Annotated in this window: 20 protein-coding genes; 16 read left to right on the forward strand and 4 right to left on the reverse strand. The window is 41.0% G+C overall.

Going from position 1 to position 16,010, the window contains the following annotated elements:
• Positions 1–5 precede the first annotated feature (5 nt).
• The 4 genes from D7D54_RS06710 to D7D54_RS09525 all read right to left on the reverse strand — a co-directional run bounded on the left by D7D54_RS06710 (position 6) and on the right by D7D54_RS09525 (position 4,125).
• Positions 6–950: a magnesium transporter CorA family protein gene (locus D7D54_RS06710; protein WP_000815623.1), complete on the reverse strand. Its 945-nt coding sequence runs from the start codon at positions 948–950 to the stop codon at positions 6–8.
• Positions 951–1,110: 160 nt separating this feature from the next.
• Complete coding sequence (locus tag D7D54_RS06715) at positions 1,111–2,277, reverse strand: tyrosine-type recombinase/integrase (RefSeq protein WP_120719097.1); 1,167 nt, start codon at positions 2,275–2,277, stop codon at positions 1,111–1,113.
• Positions 2,278–2,442: 165 nt separating this feature from the next.
• Positions 2,443–3,294: a DNA damage-inducible protein D gene (dinD, locus tag D7D54_RS06720; RefSeq protein WP_000422986.1), complete on the reverse strand. Its 852-nt coding sequence runs from the start codon at positions 3,292–3,294 to the stop codon at positions 2,443–2,445.
• Between the two features lie 381 nt (positions 3,295–3,675).
• The gene (locus D7D54_RS09525; RefSeq protein ID WP_001080845.1) at positions 3,676–4,125 is read right to left on the reverse strand and encodes a helix-turn-helix domain-containing protein; all 450 of its coding nucleotides are present in this window, start codon (positions 4,123–4,125) and stop codon (positions 3,676–3,678) included.
• Between the two features lie 207 nt (positions 4,126–4,332).
• Here D7D54_RS09525 and D7D54_RS06730 point away from each other — a divergent pair, with 207 nt between their 5' ends.
• The 16 genes from D7D54_RS06730 to D7D54_RS06805 all read left to right on the forward strand — a co-directional run bounded on the left by D7D54_RS06730 (position 4,333) and on the right by D7D54_RS06805 (position 15,997).
• Positions 4,333–4,533, forward strand: coding sequence for a helix-turn-helix transcriptional regulator (locus D7D54_RS06730; RefSeq protein ID WP_000040966.1), 201 nt, complete (start codon positions 4,333–4,335; stop codon positions 4,531–4,533).
• Positions 4,534–4,548: 15 nt separating this feature from the next.
• On the forward strand, positions 4,549–5,319 hold the full coding sequence (locus tag D7D54_RS06735) for a BRO family protein (protein ID WP_000828333.1): 771 nt from the start codon (positions 4,549–4,551) through the stop codon (positions 5,317–5,319).
• Positions 5,310–5,936: a Rha family transcriptional regulator gene (locus D7D54_RS06740; protein ID WP_120719098.1), complete on the forward strand. Its 627-nt coding sequence runs from the start codon at positions 5,310–5,312 to the stop codon at positions 5,934–5,936. The genes D7D54_RS06735 and D7D54_RS06740 overlap by 10 nt, the downstream gene beginning before the upstream one ends.
• A gap of 374 nt (positions 5,937–6,310) precedes the next feature.
• On the forward strand, positions 6,311–6,757 hold the full coding sequence (locus D7D54_RS06745) for a hypothetical protein (protein ID WP_120719099.1): 447 nt from the start codon (positions 6,311–6,313) through the stop codon (positions 6,755–6,757).
• The gene (locus tag D7D54_RS06750) at positions 6,754–6,954 is read left to right on the forward strand and encodes a hypothetical protein (protein WP_120719100.1); all 201 of its coding nucleotides are present in this window, start codon (positions 6,754–6,756) and stop codon (positions 6,952–6,954) included. Before D7D54_RS06745 ends, D7D54_RS06750 begins: the two co-directional genes overlap by 4 nt.
• 1 nt (position 6,955) lies before the next feature.
• Positions 6,956–7,171 (forward strand): hypothetical protein, encoded by a 216-nt coding sequence (locus tag D7D54_RS06755; protein ID WP_120719101.1) that lies wholly within the window; start codon positions 6,956–6,958, stop codon positions 7,169–7,171.
• Positions 7,168–7,509: a helix-turn-helix domain-containing protein gene (locus D7D54_RS06760; RefSeq protein WP_120719102.1), complete on the forward strand. Its 342-nt coding sequence runs from the start codon at positions 7,168–7,170 to the stop codon at positions 7,507–7,509. The genes D7D54_RS06755 and D7D54_RS06760 overlap by 4 nt, the downstream gene beginning before the upstream one ends.
• Positions 7,502–7,783, forward strand: coding sequence for an XRE family transcriptional regulator (locus D7D54_RS06765; RefSeq protein WP_120719103.1), 282 nt, complete (start codon positions 7,502–7,504; stop codon positions 7,781–7,783). Before D7D54_RS06760 ends, D7D54_RS06765 begins: the two co-directional genes overlap by 8 nt.
• The gene (locus D7D54_RS06770; RefSeq protein ID WP_120719104.1) at positions 7,770–8,573 is read left to right on the forward strand and encodes a DnaD domain protein; all 804 of its coding nucleotides are present in this window, start codon (positions 7,770–7,772) and stop codon (positions 8,571–8,573) included. Before D7D54_RS06765 ends, D7D54_RS06770 begins: the two co-directional genes overlap by 14 nt.
• Positions 8,574–8,588: 15 nt before the next feature.
• Positions 8,589–9,413, forward strand: coding sequence for an ATP-binding protein (locus D7D54_RS06775; RefSeq protein WP_120719105.1), 825 nt, complete (start codon positions 8,589–8,591; stop codon positions 9,411–9,413).
• A 21-nt stretch (positions 9,414–9,434) separates the two neighbouring features.
• Positions 9,435–9,893, forward strand: a complete 459-nt coding sequence (locus tag D7D54_RS06780) for a hypothetical protein (protein ID WP_084889244.1) — start codon at positions 9,435–9,437, stop codon at positions 9,891–9,893.
• Between the two features lie 82 nt (positions 9,894–9,975).
• Positions 9,976–10,479 (forward strand): hypothetical protein, encoded by a 504-nt coding sequence (locus D7D54_RS06785; RefSeq protein WP_120719106.1) that lies wholly within the window; start codon positions 9,976–9,978, stop codon positions 10,477–10,479.
• A 580-nt stretch (positions 10,480–11,059) separates the two neighbouring features.
• Positions 11,060–11,452, forward strand: coding sequence for an ArpU family phage packaging/lysis transcriptional regulator (locus D7D54_RS06795; RefSeq protein WP_120719108.1), 393 nt, complete (start codon positions 11,060–11,062; stop codon positions 11,450–11,452).
• Between the two features lie 54 nt (positions 11,453–11,506).
• Positions 11,507–11,641 (forward strand): hypothetical protein, encoded by a 135-nt coding sequence (locus D7D54_RS09585; RefSeq protein WP_261043244.1) that lies wholly within the window; start codon positions 11,507–11,509, stop codon positions 11,639–11,641.
• A 470-nt stretch (positions 11,642–12,111) separates the two neighbouring features.
• Positions 12,112–14,943: an excinuclease ABC subunit UvrA gene (uvrA, locus tag D7D54_RS06800; RefSeq protein WP_120719109.1), complete on the forward strand. Its 2,832-nt coding sequence runs from the start codon at positions 12,112–12,114 to the stop codon at positions 14,941–14,943.
• On the forward strand, positions 14,936–15,997 hold the full coding sequence (locus D7D54_RS06805; protein ID WP_120719110.1) for a M24 family metallopeptidase: 1,062 nt from the start codon (positions 14,936–14,938) through the stop codon (positions 15,995–15,997). The genes uvrA and D7D54_RS06805 overlap by 8 nt, the downstream gene beginning before the upstream one ends.
• Positions 15,998–16,010 lie beyond the last annotated feature (13 nt).

A 16,010-nucleotide genomic window follows, 5' to 3' on the forward strand; every position in this document is an offset into this window, starting at 1 on the left:
TCCTCTTAGAACCATTTTTTATGGATGAGATAGAGAGTGAGCGAGACACTCATAGCAAAGGCGATAAAGACGATTAGCCAGAAGGCATTTGGCTCGCCGTTTAGGGGGATTTCATTATCCTTAAAGTTCATCCCGTAGGCAGAAAAGACCATGGTTGGGATGGACATGACGATGGTCACAAGGGCCAAGGTTTTCATGATGTTGTTCTGGTTATTGGAAATGATAGAGGCGAAGGTCTCTGTCATAGAGTGCAAGACGTTTCCATAAATATCTGCCATCTCGATGGCCTGTTGGGTTTCAATCAGGGTGTCTTCAAGCAGGTCTTCGTCCTCAAGGTATTTCTTGATATTGCTGGTTGAGCTGGTCAATTTCTTAATCACACGCTCATTTGTTTTGAGGGAAGCCTTGAAATAGACGATGGTTTTTTCCAATTCCATGAGCTCAATCAATTCTTCATTACGAGTTGATTGATGCAGTTGACTTTCGATTTGTTCACTCTTGCGGTCAATCGAACGAAGGGCTGTTAGGTAAAGCTCTGCATTGCGATAAAGAATCTGGAAGATAAAACGTGAACGCATGAAGGTATAGAAATTACGCAAACGACGGTTGATAAAGACATCGAGGACTGGTAATGGTTCCAAACACGTAGTGATAATGGTTTCCTCGGTGATGATAATACCAAGCGGGATGGTTACGTAGTAGGTGCGGTTATTTCTTTCTTCTGTGACCGGCACGTCTACGATAATCAGGGTGTACTCGTCTTCAATGGTAATACGAGACATTTCTTCCGCATCGAGCGGTGCTCGAAGGTCGGCAATATCAATATCGAAGGCATTAGCGATTTCGAGTGATTCATTTTGAGTCGGATTGACGAGATTGATCCAAGTACCCGGTTCAAGCGTATCGATCTCTTTAAATTCAGTTGTTGTAGAGAGAAAAACTTGTTTCATATCCCTTATCCTTTCTCGTTTTTCAGATTTTTTCACACCGTACTATTATACTACAAAATCGGCCTTTTTCAAAATAAATCTAACAAAAATCCTGTTGCTATTGGATTTTTACTTTGTCTTGAAATGTTGATTTTTAAATTTGCTCCCCTTTTTGCTCCCCCTATAGTGCTTTTAGTGCAGTTTCGTAGAATGATACTGCTTTTTTTGCGTTCTCTTTTGAGAGGTGGCTATATATATCCATGGTCATTGATAAAGTGGAATGACCTAGGCGGTACTGGAGTTCCTTGTATGGTATTCCAGAGTTAAGCAATAAACTAGCGTGAGTATGACGGAATCCGTGAAAGCCAATGTTAGGAACATCAGCACGCTTAAAATGTGTTTGCAATCTTCTTTTAAGTCTTGAACTGCTAGGATACTCATGAATGAAATCAGAAAACACTACACTTTCACGTTGCCCTATCTTCCAAGCCTCTTTAGTTTGGCGTAGTTTGTACTGCTTCAGCATGCTAACAGTCGCTTGATCTATATCTATATCCCGATAACTAGCCTTAGATTTTGGGCTATTGATTTCTAAATCCCGATTTAGTGTTTTGGTAATATGCACAACGGCATTATCTAAGTCAATATCAGACCAGCTAAGCGCTAGAGCCTCATTGATACGGCAACCAGTAGCCAATAGGAACTTATAGAGCGTCGTCTCATAGTAATAACGGTATCTATCGCTATCTAAATTATCGAGATAACCAAGAAATTTTTTTAGTTCTTGATTTTCAAAGTGCTTTACTTTTTTCCGCTTTGCTTTCTGAGTGTTACGAGGTAAAACAACATCACGCGCAGGATTGGACGGTATAGCTTGCATGGTTACGCCATACTGTAAGATACGTTTGTTTAAAGCATGTATCTTGTCATAATGTAGAAAAGCCCCTTTTTCCCCTCTATTAGTCTTGTCAGCAAGTTTGTTGATAATGGACTGGATAAGTGGAGTAGTGAGCTTATCGAGCTTGTAAGCCCCAAAAATAGGCAATATATGATTATCAATTAACTTTCTAACATTGCCTTGAGTGTTTGGCTTAACCGTATTCTTATAACTTTCTAACCAGAGATTGGCTAATTCTTGATAGTTTTTTATGGTGCTAGCCTTTTGTCTAGTGAATCCTGCTTTCTGAAAAGCTATTTTTTCTTGATTGGCTTTCTGTTTTACTTCCTTTTGTGTCCGACCTGTTACCTTAGTTTTAACTTTCTTTCCTGTTACCTGGTCAACTCCTAGATATACATTAGCACGATAGACTTTACTACCGTCTTTTTTTATAACTTCAGTTATTTTCATGATGATAAACCTTTCTAAAATACATCAGCAGGCAAGCCATTATCAAAAAGGTTTTATATCATGCTAGGGCTTCATAGTTTGCCCTGTATTCGATTTCAAATAGTCAGACGGTAAATAATACCAGAGTAGGAAACAAGGCGGATATGGGGCTAATATTGCCCGCTATTACATATCGTCAAAGAGCGAAAGTTGGTTATTATCGGCTTGTTTTTCAAGTTCTTTCTGTTTATTTTTCAACTCTTGTATACTTTCCCGAGGAGTAGGAAGATTCTCCGGCATGGTTGTTCCGAGTTCTTTCATGGTATTTCTAATGGTTCGCCCTACGTTGAAATGGGTATCATTTGCGAGATCTTCGCCTTTTATGTTTCTACGTCGTAGAACTTCGTCGGTCTGAGTGGCACGGAATAAATTAGCAGCTAATTCAGCACTCCCCATAAAATCCAGAATATGCTCCCCTTCGTTTAGTTCTTTGAGGTTATGAATATCCTGCATAGTTAACCCACCATATAACCCCTTGTATCCTGAGTTGTGAAATCTTCCAAAGTTTTTAACGCCAGCATTGCCAGCAGATTCAGATAATGATTTATTGTGATGTTTTATTTCATCACGGATAGCAATGCGTTTCTGATCTTCAGTAAGTTGATTAAAATCATCGTGTAGTTCTTGCTGACGGGTTTTAATAGCAAAATATGATTGCCCTAGTGCAATGACCTCTTTTCTAGGGTCGCCATTTTGGACAATCAAATAGCAGGCATAGCGAGAGAGTTTAATATCTGCAATTTCTCGCGTTCCAAAATTAAGTTGTACAGTTTTGTTGACGTCAACAAAATTGGCAACCACGCGCTTTCCGGAGTTTTCACAGGCTATTTTTGCTTTGTCTATAACTTGGTTAAAGTTACGCCACTCCATATATTCTAGAATGGTTTGTAGTTCTCTGGCGTACCAAAATTCTACTCCATTTTCGTCTATGTGTTTGATATTTTCAAAAGTTAATTCATCGTACTGTTGAAGTTCCATAATAAGGTATCCTTTCTAAAATATTGTAAGTGGTTGACATTTGTTGACATCAACAAAATTAGTAGATATGGGGCTTATATGGGCTTGAAGCTCGAACGAAGCCCGAGAATCCACGCGCTTCAGGATTGTTGAACATTGTGGCGCGTGGTATGCTATAGGTCGCATTTTAAATGCAAGAGTGGTATAATAATGTTGTAAATACCTAACCTTTCGCTTATTTTCAGTTAGGTACTATTAGACAAGTTGGCAGTAGCTAGCTTGTCTTTTTCTATTTATCAATTTCGCTCATTTTTGCGCTTTAGTCTGTAAAATTGGCTTTCTATTCTTCAATTTCCCCCATTTTTGCACTTTAGAGAGTGGAAAGTGGAAATTTATTTGATATTAATCGTTATCTTTTTTAAATGATACTGCATCTTTCTTTGCAAATTTTTTTGCAATAGTTCTAAGTAGTTCTCTCTCATCATCTGTGCAGAAAAAGTAGTTAAGCATCAATTCTAGGGCGAATGGTTCAAGATGCTTTCTTAATTTTTCATAGTCATAAAAATCTAAATCGGTTTTTGATAATTGCATATAGTCAAATTCTTGCCATGAACGATACTCTCTTGGTGTTGGAATGTAACCATCAAATGGGTCTTTTTTACTATTTGTGTAATTTAGTAAGTATCCAACACTTACCCCAAAGTAATCAGCTAATTGTTTTGCTTTTTCTGGTTTGATTTGGCTTTCTCCATTTTCCCAATTTTGAAGAGTCCGATAATGAACCCCAATATTCTCAGCTAACTCTTTTTGAGATAGCTTTTTTTCTTGTCTTAATTCTTTCAATCTATTCATGCTTTATCACACCTTTCACAGATGATTATATACTATATCTTAGAAAAAGTACAATTTTTTTGTGCAAAAATTAAAAAAACAGTTGACAACAGAAAAAATATTGTGTATTATACAAATCAAGCATAGAAAAACTGTGCATAACCCCCTCCGACCTTTCACACTTTCAATCTATTCATGGAGGGGGATTTTTTAGAAAGGGGGAAACCTATGAGCAAACTACGAGGCTATCGGGTTATGTTAGGACTAACTCAGCAACAAATGGCGGACAAACTAAAAATTTCTTTGCAGTCGTACAACAACAAAGAATTAGGTAAAACGCCATTCAATGACAAAGAACGTCTAGCGATTAAGTCAATGGTTGCAGAAATCAAATCAGATATAACCATAGATGAACTATTTTATAGCTAGAAAGGCAGGCAAGCAATGAAGAGGAACTATACAAGGGTCATCGATGAAATGCGAACCACTCACGGGCTGAACTTGGTAGCTATTGGCCAACGGATAGGCATAGATCCCCGAACAGTTGGCAAGTGGGCACAGGGCAAACATAAGCCCAACAAGGAAAGCAGAAAAAGACTAAATCAGTTATACAGAGAGGTTAAGCAAGATATGACAACACAGCAAAAAGATTTATGTGATTTTTTTGGGAACTTCTATCCCAAAGGAGAACCACACAACAAAAAGGAAGTTTTGGAAGTTGTAACAACTCAACGATTTGGATCTAAACACTTTGATGTTTATGGAGACATTCAAAATCCGTTATTTGTAGCGGTAGAGGTTGCTGAGATGATTGAAATCCAAAACACCACGGATTTACTAAAACGGGTAGATGATGATGAAAAGCTGACCTATGTAATATCTAGGGCAGGTCAAAAAAGAGAAATGAATATGCTGACAGAGTTCGGAGTCTATGAAGTTTTATCGCAGTCACGCAAACCACTAGCAAAAGAGTTTAAAAAAGTGGTCAAGCACATTCTGAAAGAAATCCGACTAAATGGCTACTACATGGCTGGGGAACTGGTGGAAGAACCACAGACCACTATAAAAGCCCCTGATACGTTGGCAGAGGCAGAGCGGTATTATATCGATACACTAGCCAAAGCCATTGCAGAGGCTCAAAATATGGACGAGAAGAGCCGTCTGACAAGCAAGTTAACCAAATTCATGCAGGAGGTAGAACCACAATGGAACTAGTCTACATGGACGGTAAAAAAGAGCCGTATACACTAAGTAGTATTGTTGCAGAGTGTGCAGAAATCAAGCACAGACATTTGAAGATTTTGCTAAATAAACACCGAGAGGACTTCGAGAGTTTCGGAAAGGTGCAATTTAAAATTTCACCTTCAGAAAGTGGGCAAAATGTACGGGACTATATTTTAAATGAACAACAAGCAACATTGCTGATCACTTACTTACGAAATACAGAACCCGTAAAAGAGTTTAAGAAGAACCTAGTCAAAGCATTCTTTGAAATGCGTGAGGAACTTTCTAAGTTTCGTATGCAGAGGGCGCTAGAAAAGCCAAAAAGAAAAACCTTGCATGACAGTATAGAGACATGGGAGGCAAAACCCAAGCACGCGCATAGCACCATGAACAACCTGCTACTAAAAGCAGTAACTGACATGAACGCTAAGCAGTTAAGGGAAGAACGTGGGGGCTATAACGGTATTGATAGCTTGACCAGTGACGAGCTGGAGCAATACCAGGCATTTGAGGATATGGTAATAGCCATGATCGGCTTGAATATGAGTTACCAAGAAATCAAGGCTATGGCATTCAGAAATAAAAAAACACGCCAAAGAAGCGCGTGAGAGCAACAAAAAAGGCTTAGCAATAACCACACCGCAGAGCCTTTCACACTAACACTAAAACGAATTTAACAAAAAGCAGGCAAGCTATTATCAAAGAGGTTTTAGTAAAGATTTATACCTAGATTATAGCATATTTAGGGCAATTTGACCATACGGAGAGCGCCAACTCTTAAAACTGGTACTTTCTCACGCTTTCAATTTGGCGACTCTGAGCGTGAGGATATGAATTGCAAGAAAAACTGTATAAGAAACAACCATTCAAAATCCCCACACTCGCCATCGCAAAACTTTGAGTGTGAGGATCAGCATGTATAGTAAAAGGCATTAAAAAGCCCTTAGGGCAATTACACAACATAGAAACAGAGGTAAAAAACATGGATACATACTTTAAAGATTTTGAAACAGAGTTAGGACTTGTAGAAGAAAAGCTAGATATTTTATCAGAGTGGCATTTATCAAAGAAACACCACGGAGCAACCGAGATTGCTGAAGATTGTCGAACTACAATCAGTCAGCTATGGATTCAGTTTCATAAACTATCAGAAACCTATAAACAACAGGAAGCAAAGCACGAAGCATTTTTTGATGCTAACGTGACAAATTTATTAGGTGAGTTGAAAAAATATGATGAATCTTTAGCGAACAATTCTATCAAATTAGGGGAAGAGCGCCCTCACTGGTTATTATTTAACTATTTGAATAGAGCGGTTAGGAGTTTTACTGATCCAGAAAAATTAGCGACATCTGATACTCGTAATATTTGGCGTTATCTACGTGACTTGATTGCCGATGATTTAGAAGAAAGAGGGCTATTAAAATGACACTAGACCTAGACAACATGACACAAGCAGAGTTTGATGAAGTAATGGCTGAAATTAAGGAAAAACGCCCCAACCTCTTCCAGTTTATTGCTGATTTTGTAGATCGAAAAGTAAGCACTGAGGAGGTAGACGAATACCTGAAGATGAAACATGAAAAACAAGTGGAATTTATCAAGAACTATAAGGCGAGGGCATAACATGAACGAACTAGATTTAACCAACACACAGGCGCTTATCTTTTCCGTGGTACTGATTGGCTTACTGGTCTATCTAAACCACCGAGACCGCAAAAAAAGCGCCCAATTTGAGCGAGAAAACCAACAGACGATAGAAACACCTAGCGAGGATTTAAACCCTGATTATGGGCGATATATTCAGCTTGCAGGGGTCAACGTATGGGGAGGAACTGAATGAGTCTATCAGAGAATGACAAACGAGTATTAAGATTAATCAAGGTAGGGGCTGAGAACTCCATAACGGGGGCAGAAATCAGCCTGATCACTAAGCTATCAGAAAGAACCGTGCAAGATATTATCAGCCGTCTAATCACGCGCCATAGTGTTCCTATTGTTGGGGTCCGCCATGGGACATTTAGAGGATATTTTATCCCAGCTAACAAAGAGGAGCTACTGGACGGAGCAAAAACATTTTACAATCAGATACGAGAAGAAGAAAAGCGCCTAGCGGTGTTGATGAACAGCGATCTAGAAAGCTACAAAGAAACCTTGAAGGAGGTGGGCGGATATGTTTAGCCTAAGCCGAGAAAGCGAGCAAGACCTAGCGCATGGCATTCTGGAAGTAGTGGAAAGATACCTGGAAGCGCGTGATACGGTCAAACCACGACTGACAGGCTTAATATCAGCCCAGGAAGTCATGGACGAGTTAGACGTAAAATATAAGACACTCCAAAAATGGGAAAAAGCAGGGCTAAGACGATACCAGCCCCCACTAGAAGATACTAGGAAAATCTATTACAAAGTTACGGACATCTGGAAGTTTATGGGGGTGGAGAATGGCAAAAACTAAAATATATTTTTGGCTAAAAATTGATAAGAAATTTTTTGATAATATTTTTATCAAGAGACTAAAAACGGTACCTGGTGGGTACACTATGACGGTGATTTATATTAGGCTCATGCTAGAGAGCTTAGAAAGTGACTGTATTTTATACTATGAGGGTTACTTTGACAATCTCAAGGAAGAGTTAGCCCTAAAATTAGACGTATCGGAAGATGATATAGATATGACCATGGCATACTTTACTAAGTGTGGTCTAATACAAGTTGATGAAGATAAAAACGCAGAACTACCGCAGGCAAAAGCCTTGGTACAGCAGGAAACCAACCAAGCAGCATACATGCGAGAATATCGGAAACAGCAACGAGAACAAAAGGAAAATCTTACAATGTCATCTGACAATCTTACATTGTTAACTACATGTAAGACAGAGATAGAGATAGAGAAAGAAAAAGAGATAGAGATAGAAGAAGAGATAGAGAAAAAAACTTCTTCTGCTCCTACTGCTGAAATCTCTAACTATTACCAAAAGCGTATAGGGGTTATGGATGGGCAACAATATCAAATACTGACTGACTATCTCACTCTTGACGGTATGGAGCTAGAGGTTATCAAGATTGCTATAGACAAGGCTGCAGATAACGGCAAGCGATCTTTTAGCTATATCAATTCAATACTCAAGAACTGGAGACAGAATGGTATTAGAACCATGGTACAAGTCGAAGATGAACAGAGACTGTTTCAGCAAAAGAAACAAGGTCAGTCTGACGATGATATTCAAGATCCGTTTATCTACTGACGGAGAGGAGAAACAATGGAATTACTGAATACAGACCAGCTCAATGAAAAAATAAAGGTCACTGATGAGCTTTGCCCAACCCATCAGATTAACCTAGTACAATTCAAAAAGCCAGATGGTTATACATCACCCTACTGCATGGAATGTACTAGGGAGAACATCAAACAGACGGAGCTAGAGGGCATAGAAAAAGCCCTAGGTCATGATCTGGACTCTTCAACCTATGATGTGCTAGCGCGTGAAAGTACGGTGTCAAATGAGCTGAGAGAGGCCTCTTTTAGCACTTTCAAAGCCGAGACAAAAGAGGAACACGAGGCCAAGGAGTTTGCTATCAAACAAGCTAAGGAGTACCTAAACGGTATGACAGGAAACACGCTAATTATGGGCGATCCAGGTACTGGAAAAAGTCATTTATGCTATTCTATGGCCAAAGCCATTAACGAGGGCTATAAGTCTAGGAATGAGCCTAAGAGTGTGCTTTTTGTCAGTATTACTGAGATTATCACGCGCATTCAGTCAGGTTGGCAGTATAGACAGAGTGATTTTACAGAGTATGACGCCTTGAAGTTGATGACCGAGGTTGACTATCTCTTTATTGATGATCTAGGCACAGAAAGCGTTATGAATAGCCGAAAAGATGAGGCTAATAATTGGGTACAGACCTTTCTTTTCAAGGTTTTTGATAAGCGGGAAACAACTATCATCAACACCAACCACAACGGCAAAGAGCTAGCTAGAATCTATAATGATAAGCTAGTCAGTCGAATTGGAAAACGATCAGAGGGGAATGTATATAACATGACAGACATCCAAGACAAGAGGATGAAACGCAATTTTTAGCCAGAGAAAAGGAGGAATCCCATGACAGAACAAATATACTTTGAACAGGCAGATCAGGAACTGGAGGAACTCAACCGTAAGCGTGACGATTTTATGGCGGATGCAACACCAGTATGTCTTGAAGATACGCCTAAACTGATTGAACTAGGTGAGAAGCTCCGAACGGAAGACACCAGCATAAACGCCTATGAGTTATACAGACACCCTGAAGCGCGTGCAAAGTTATTCGCCCAAATCGCGGAAGCCTGCTTCTTGCTGATTGCAGATAGTTCACCAGTACCAGTGCAGCCGACACAAGCACAGCGGATACATTTTTGCGAGTACTTGGAAGGACAATTCCAGAATATCATTAAGAAGTTGATTGCAGGAACTGACAAGCAAGTTCTAGAGTCTTTACTTGAAGCTTTGCAACTACCCAAAGAAAAACAAGCTCAATTTGTCCGTGATGTGGTAGTAAGTGGCTTACTCAGTGAAGAATAGTAGCAAAGGGGCATTGCCTCTTTTTGTGGTTTCACTACTACTGAACCCAATAGTTTTGGGTTTTTCCATATAGAGGGAAATAATGAAGCAGTTAGCAATAGAAACAATCACTAAACCAATGAAGCTGAGAGGAATAACTAAGGGTATAGCCGAGTTGGACGGTCAACGTTTAGAAATTGATTTGGATAGCTTAATGATTGATTTTGGTGGAGAGTCATTTGAATTAGACAGAATAGCAGGAACTAAGGGAGGTAATCGATATTTCTTTCTTTGCCCTGATTGCGGGAGACGGTGCAGGTTGCTTTATAAACGGTATTTGTATTTTAGTTGCGGTACATGCCAAGAGATCCACAAGAGCACCCTGAACCGTAGTAAAACGGATTGCCAATACTACTGGGAGCTTGCACTAAAAGAAGCCAGAAAGGTAGAACCAGGGTGGAGTCCTAGACGTGGTGGATATATGTTTGATAGTTTCCCTGAAAGACCAAAGTATATGAAGCGTGACAGGTATCGTAAGCACTATAAGAAGTTTTTGAAGTATACTAAAAAAGGAGATAGATTTTGGCTGAATGGTTTGAGATCGTAGGACGATATGAAGTAGTGTGCAATTTACAAAACGAACAAATACTACATATTAGACGGTTTGAATGTTAAAAAAGCTAGATATATCAAGGATTTAAGTAAGTAGAGCGTTCCAAAAAAGGGTGCGGTAAGCGTTCCAAAAAATGGTAAGGTTTTGGTTAGGTAGTGGCAGTAAATATGCCTGACAAATGGCAGGGTTATGTGTGTTGAACTCCGAGCGAACGCCGAGAAAGTGGCTATATTCCCCTATCATTTATCAAGCAGATAAGAGCAATAAAAACCCCCCTTAACTCCCTGAGAAACGATAAGCAGATAAGCAAAGAAATAACTTGCCTTAATTGCTTGCAGAATGACAAGGAAAGAAGAGCAATAAAAACATCCCTTAATTGCTTATCAAACCATAAGGAGATATGGGGGCTATCTCCCTCCCCACGCGCTTCTATGAGCTTCACACCGTCATTGTACATTTTTTCTCACGGGAAATCATTTGAAGCTAGAGCGAACATAGAGAAATAGCAAAAAAAGCCAAGGCGCTCCGCCTCAGCTATAATCTCAATAATATTATATCACAAAGGAGCGAACTAATGGAGCTGGATAAGTTTAAAACGATGATGAACGTCAGAGAGCGGATGACTTACTTTCTACGTTTCCAGAGGATGGCAGGGAGTGAAAACCAAGTTAGTATCGATGAAGAGGCTTGGAAACTTGTCTTACCTGATCAGTGGAATTTGAGCGGTGAGCATGAAAAAGCAATCCGTGAGGGGTTGGAGATATTCGCCCACGACATCAACAGCATAGAGAACAAACGAGCCAGAAAATACTTTATTATCCATTATTGCTATATGAGAAAGAAAACAATGAGCGAATGCGTAGAAATGGCAGGTACTAGCTCCACTAGTTATCACCGATACAAACAGATAGCCGTCTTAAACTTTGCGAGAATCCACCAGAACGGAGAGCTAGAAGCATATAAGTAGGCGTTTGTGGTGTTTTGTTGAGAAATGTTGAGATTTAAGTGAGGGGGGAATGACATGATTGAAGATTTTTTGATTGATTTGGAGAATATCCAATTAGAGGATATGGAGATAGATTTAAACATGGATTTTGAAATAGATGTTGACCTTGATGATTTAGATTTAACCTTACTACAAGAATTAGAAGCATGAATGTTGGTAAATGTAGGCTGAGGCTTCATATTCGCCCCCCTATTTTGCTTTGTTTCGTACTGGACAACTAAAACACCATGGATAAACTACAAGCCCTCAGAAACGAATCTGGGGGCTTTTGTGAGGTCATAATCTTATAAACCACGCGCTTCATGGTATAATATACCTATCAGCAACCAGCAATAAAAAAAGCACGTTTGACCGTGCTAGTTTCTTGCCTGCTGAACTCGTCAAATCTTAGCCCTTTTGTGGGGCTTTTTTGCTCCCCTTTTTGCGTACTTTGGGGGAGCAAGTAGTAAAAAGTAATATTAGTGATTTTTGTTAAAAAGCGCGTGATATAAGGGTCAGGAAACCCTAAGGAAACATAAAATAAGAAGTTTTTTATTATACTACAAATTCAGCCTTTTGGGTAATAGAATCTCACTTTTTTTGGTATAATGGTAAGCAATAATGGACTAGAAAGAACAAAGATGCAAGATAAAATTGTCATTCATGGGGCGCGTGCCCATAATTTAAAAAATATTGATGTGGAGATTCCACGAGACAAGCTGGTTGTCGTGACTGGTTTGTCAGGTTCAGGGAAATCCAGTCTGGCCTTTGATACCCTCTATGCGGAGGGACAACGTCGCTATGTGGAGAGTTTGTCAGCCTACGCTCGTCAATTTTTGGGGAATATGGAGAAGCCTGATGTAGATGCCATTGATGGTCTCAGCCCAGCTATTTCCATCGACCAGAAAACGACTAGCAAAAACCCTCGCTCGACAGTGGGAACAACGACTGAAATCAATGACTATCTGCGTCTCCTCTACGCACGTGTGGGGACGCCTTACTGTATCAACGGACATGGAGCTATCAAGGCTTCTTCAGTTGAGCAAATCGTGGATAAGGTTTTAGAATTGCCTGAACGCCAGCGCTTGCAGATCTTGGCCCCTGTCATCCGTAAGAAAAAAGGCCAACATAAGAGTGTTATCGAGAAGGTTCAGAAAGATGGGTATGTCCGTGTCCGTGTGGATGGGGAAGTCTATGATGTGACCGAAGTGCCTGAGCTGTCTAAGAGTAAGCAACACAATATCGATGTCGTGGTTGACCGTATTGTTATCAAGGAGGGTATCCGTAGTCGTCTCTTTGATTCCATTGAGGCTGCCCTTCGTATTGCAGAAGGTTATGTCATTATCGACACTATGGACGACTCTGAGTTGCTCTTCTCTGAGCATTATGCTTGTCCAGTTTGTGGCTTTACTGTTCCAGAGCTAGAGCCACGTCTCTTCTCATTCAATGCTCCTTTTGGTTCTTGTAGTGAGTGTGATGGCTTGGGCATCAAGCTGGAGGTGGATACTGATTTGATAGTGCCAGATGCCAGCAAAACGCTACGCGAGGGAGCCTTGGCTCCTTGGAATCCTATCTCATCCAACTACTATCCAAACATGCTAGAGCAGGCTATGACAGCTTTTGGAGTGGATATGGACACGCCTTTTGAGGACTTGTCAGAAGAAGATAAGAACTTGATTCTCTACGGCTCAGATGGCAAGGAATTCCATTTCCACTATGAGAATGAATTTGGTGGTGTGCGCGATATTGACATTCCTTTTGAGGGAATTGTCAATAATATCAAGCGTCGCTATCACGAGACAAACAGCGATTACACCCGCACCCAGATGCGACTCTACATGAATGAGCTGACCTGCGGAACCTGTCACGGCTATCGTCTCAATGACCAGGCCCTGTCTGTTCGTGTGGGTGGTGAGCAAGGGCCACATATCGGAGAAATTTCAGACCTGTCTATTGCAGATCACTTGGACTTGGTGAGCCAGCTGACCTTGTCTGAAAATGAAGCTATTATTGCTCGGCCTATTCTCAAGGAAATCAAGGATCGTTTGACCTTTCTTAATAACGTGGGTCTTAACTATCTGACCCTGTCTCGTTCAGCAGGTACCCTTTCGGGTGGTGAGAGTCAGCGTATTCGTTTGGCAACCCAGATTGGTTCTAACCTATCAGGTGTTCTTTATATTCTAGACGAGCCGTCAATCGGTCTTCATCAGAGGGATAATGACCGCCTGATTGCCAGTCTCAAAAAGATGCGTGATTTGGGCAATACTCTCATCGTGGTGGAACACGATGAAGATACCATGCGCGAGGCGGATTATCTGATTGACGTTGGTCCTGGTGCCGGTATTTTTGGTGGGGAGATTGTTGCCGCAGGTACGCCTAAACAGGTTGCTCGCAACAGCAAGTCTATCACAGGCCAGTACTTGTCGGGCAAACGTGCCATTCCAGTGCCAGACGAGCGACGTACCGGAAATGGTCGTTTTATCGAAGTGACAGGAGCGCGTGAGAACAACTTGCAAAATGTTACTGCTCGCTTCCCACTAGGGAAATTCATCGCGGTGACTGGTGTATCAGGTTCAGGGAAATCGACCTTAATCAACAGCATCCTCAAAAAAGCCATTGCCCAGAAGCTTAACCGCAACTCAGACAAACCAGGTAAATTTAAAACCATTACAGGGATTGAGCATGTCGACCGCTTGATTGACATTGACCAGAGTCCAATCGGACGAACGCCGAGGTCCAACCCAGCTACCTATACAGGAGTTTTTGACGATATACGTGACCTTTTTGCTCAGACTAATGAAGCCAAGATTCGTGGTTACAAGAAGGGACGTTTCAGTTTCAACGTTAAGGGAGGTCGCTGTGAAGCCTGCTCAGGTGACGGGATTATCAAGATTGAGATGCACTTCTTGCCAGATGTTTATGTGGCTTGTGAGGTCTGCCACGGAACTCGCTACAACAGTGAGACCCTAGAAGTCCACTATAAGGAAAAAAATATCTCGCAGGTCTTGGATATGACTGTTAACGATGCGGTGGAATTCTTCCAACACATTCCAAAGATTCAACGTAAACTTCAGACCATCAAGGATGTGGGACTTGGTTATGTGACATTGGGGCAACCTGCTACCACCCTTTCTGGGGGAGAAGCTCAGCGTATGAAACTGGCTAGTGAACTTCACAAACGCTCGACAGGAAAATCTTTCTACATTTTGGATGAGCCAACGACAGGGCTGCATACTGAGGACATCGCTCGCTTGCTCAAGGTATTGGCTCGCTTTGTAGACGATGGCAATACAGTCCTAGTCATTGAGCATAATCTAGATGTTATTAAGACGGCAGACCATATCATCGATTTGGGACCTGAGGGCGGTGTCGGTGGTGGAACCATCATCGCAACAGGAACTCCAGAAGAAGTAGCGACCAACGAAGCTAGCTACACAGGACATTATTTGAAAGGAAAGTTACATCATGAATAAACGTGTACAAGCATTTCTAGCTAAAATGCAAGAAAAAGAACTGGATGGCATCATCATCAACAATCTTAAAAACGTCTATTATTTGACTGGTTTTTGGGGTTCAAATGGGACAGTCTTCATTAGCCGTGACCGTCAGGTCTTGGTGACAGATTCTCGCTATATTATCGCAGCCAAGCAAGAAACCAGTGGTTTTGAGATTGTAGCAGACCGAGATGAATTGGCTATCATTGCAGGAATTGTTAAGGACATGGGTTTGTCTCGAATTGGTTTTGAAGATGAGATTTCAGTGTCTTATTATCATCGTATGCAGGCTACCTTTGAAGGAATTGACTTGCTTCCACAGACTCAGTTTGTTGAAGGTCTTCGAATGATTAAGGATGAAGCGGAGATTGCAGCTATTCGCAAGGCTTGTTCTATCTCAGACCAAGCTTTCCGCGACGCGCTTGACTTTATCAAACCAGGAAAGACAGAGATTGAAATAGCCAACTTCCTTGACTTCCGCATGCGTGAGTTGGGAGCGTCTGGCTTGTCTTTTGACACTATCCTAGCTAGCGGTATCAACTCTTCCAAACCCCATGCCCATCCCATGCACAAACCAGTGGAGCTGGGAGAAGCTATTACAATGGACTTCGGATGCCTCTACGACCACTATGTCAGCGATATGACACGGACTATCTATCTGGGGCATGTTAGCGACGAGCAGGCAGAGATTTACAATACAGTTCTCAAAGCAAACCAAGCCTTGATTGACCAGGCCAAGGCAGGCTTAGGCTTCCGTGACTTTGACAAAATTCCTCGTGATATTATCATTGAAGCAGGTTATGGCGACTACTTTACTCACGGTATCGGACACGGTATCGGACTAGATATTCATGAGGAACCATACTTTAGCCAGACTTCTACAGAAACTATCAAGGCAGGTATGGCCTTGACCGATGAACCAGGTATCTATATCGAAGGCAAATATGGGGTTCGTATCGAAGATGATATCTTGATTACAGAGACAGGTTGTGAATTATTGACCCTAGCTCCAAAAGAGTTGATAGTCATTTAGTTATTTGTCAAGA

It is taken from the genome of Streptococcus chosunensis, assembly GCF_003626515.1.
GTDB lineage: Bacteria > Bacillota > Bacilli > Lactobacillales > Streptococcaceae > Streptococcus > Streptococcus chosunensis.

Excerpts from the sequence above, each read along its gene's own strand:
- D7D54_RS06710 (WP_000815623.1), bottom strand. The coding sequence starts at position 950 with ATGAAACAAGTTTTTCTCTCTACAACAACTGAATTTAAAGAGATCGAT.
- D7D54_RS06715 (WP_120719097.1), bottom strand. The coding sequence starts at position 2,277 with ATGAAAATAACTGAAGTTATAAAAAAAGACGGTAGTAAAGTCTATCGT.
- dinD (WP_000422986.1), bottom strand. The coding sequence starts at position 3,294 with ATGGAACTTCAACAGTACGATGAATTAACTTTTGAAAATATCAAACAC.
- D7D54_RS09525 (WP_001080845.1), bottom strand. The coding sequence starts at position 4,125 with ATGAATAGATTGAAAGAATTAAGACAAGAAAAAAAGCTATCTCAAAAA.
- D7D54_RS06730 (WP_000040966.1), top strand. The coding sequence starts at position 4,333 with ATGAGCAAACTACGAGGCTATCGGGTTATGTTAGGACTAACTCAGCAA.
- D7D54_RS06735 (WP_000828333.1), top strand. The coding sequence starts at position 4,549 with ATGAAGAGGAACTATACAAGGGTCATCGATGAAATGCGAACCACTCAC.
- D7D54_RS06740 (WP_120719098.1), top strand. The coding sequence starts at position 5,310 with ATGGAACTAGTCTACATGGACGGTAAAAAAGAGCCGTATACACTAAGT.
- D7D54_RS06745 (WP_120719099.1), top strand. The coding sequence starts at position 6,311 with ATGGATACATACTTTAAAGATTTTGAAACAGAGTTAGGACTTGTAGAA.
- D7D54_RS06750 (WP_120719100.1), top strand. The coding sequence starts at position 6,754 with ATGACACTAGACCTAGACAACATGACACAAGCAGAGTTTGATGAAGTA.
- D7D54_RS06755 (WP_120719101.1), top strand. The coding sequence starts at position 6,956 with ATGAACGAACTAGATTTAACCAACACACAGGCGCTTATCTTTTCCGTG.
- D7D54_RS06760 (WP_120719102.1), top strand. The coding sequence starts at position 7,168 with ATGAGTCTATCAGAGAATGACAAACGAGTATTAAGATTAATCAAGGTA.
- D7D54_RS06765 (WP_120719103.1), top strand. The coding sequence starts at position 7,502 with ATGTTTAGCCTAAGCCGAGAAAGCGAGCAAGACCTAGCGCATGGCATT.
- D7D54_RS06770 (WP_120719104.1), top strand. The coding sequence starts at position 7,770 with ATGGCAAAAACTAAAATATATTTTTGGCTAAAAATTGATAAGAAATTT.
- D7D54_RS06775 (WP_120719105.1), top strand. The coding sequence starts at position 8,589 with ATGGAATTACTGAATACAGACCAGCTCAATGAAAAAATAAAGGTCACT.
- D7D54_RS06780 (WP_084889244.1), top strand. The coding sequence starts at position 9,435 with ATGACAGAACAAATATACTTTGAACAGGCAGATCAGGAACTGGAGGAA.
- D7D54_RS06785 (WP_120719106.1), top strand. The coding sequence starts at position 9,976 with ATGAAGCAGTTAGCAATAGAAACAATCACTAAACCAATGAAGCTGAGA.
- D7D54_RS06795 (WP_120719108.1), top strand. The coding sequence starts at position 11,060 with ATGGAGCTGGATAAGTTTAAAACGATGATGAACGTCAGAGAGCGGATG.
- D7D54_RS09585 (WP_261043244.1), top strand. The coding sequence starts at position 11,507 with ATGATTGAAGATTTTTTGATTGATTTGGAGAATATCCAATTAGAGGAT.
- uvrA (WP_120719109.1), top strand. The coding sequence starts at position 12,112 with ATGCAAGATAAAATTGTCATTCATGGGGCGCGTGCCCATAATTTAAAA.
- D7D54_RS06805 (WP_120719110.1), top strand. The coding sequence starts at position 14,936 with ATGAATAAACGTGTACAAGCATTTCTAGCTAAAATGCAAGAAAAAGAA.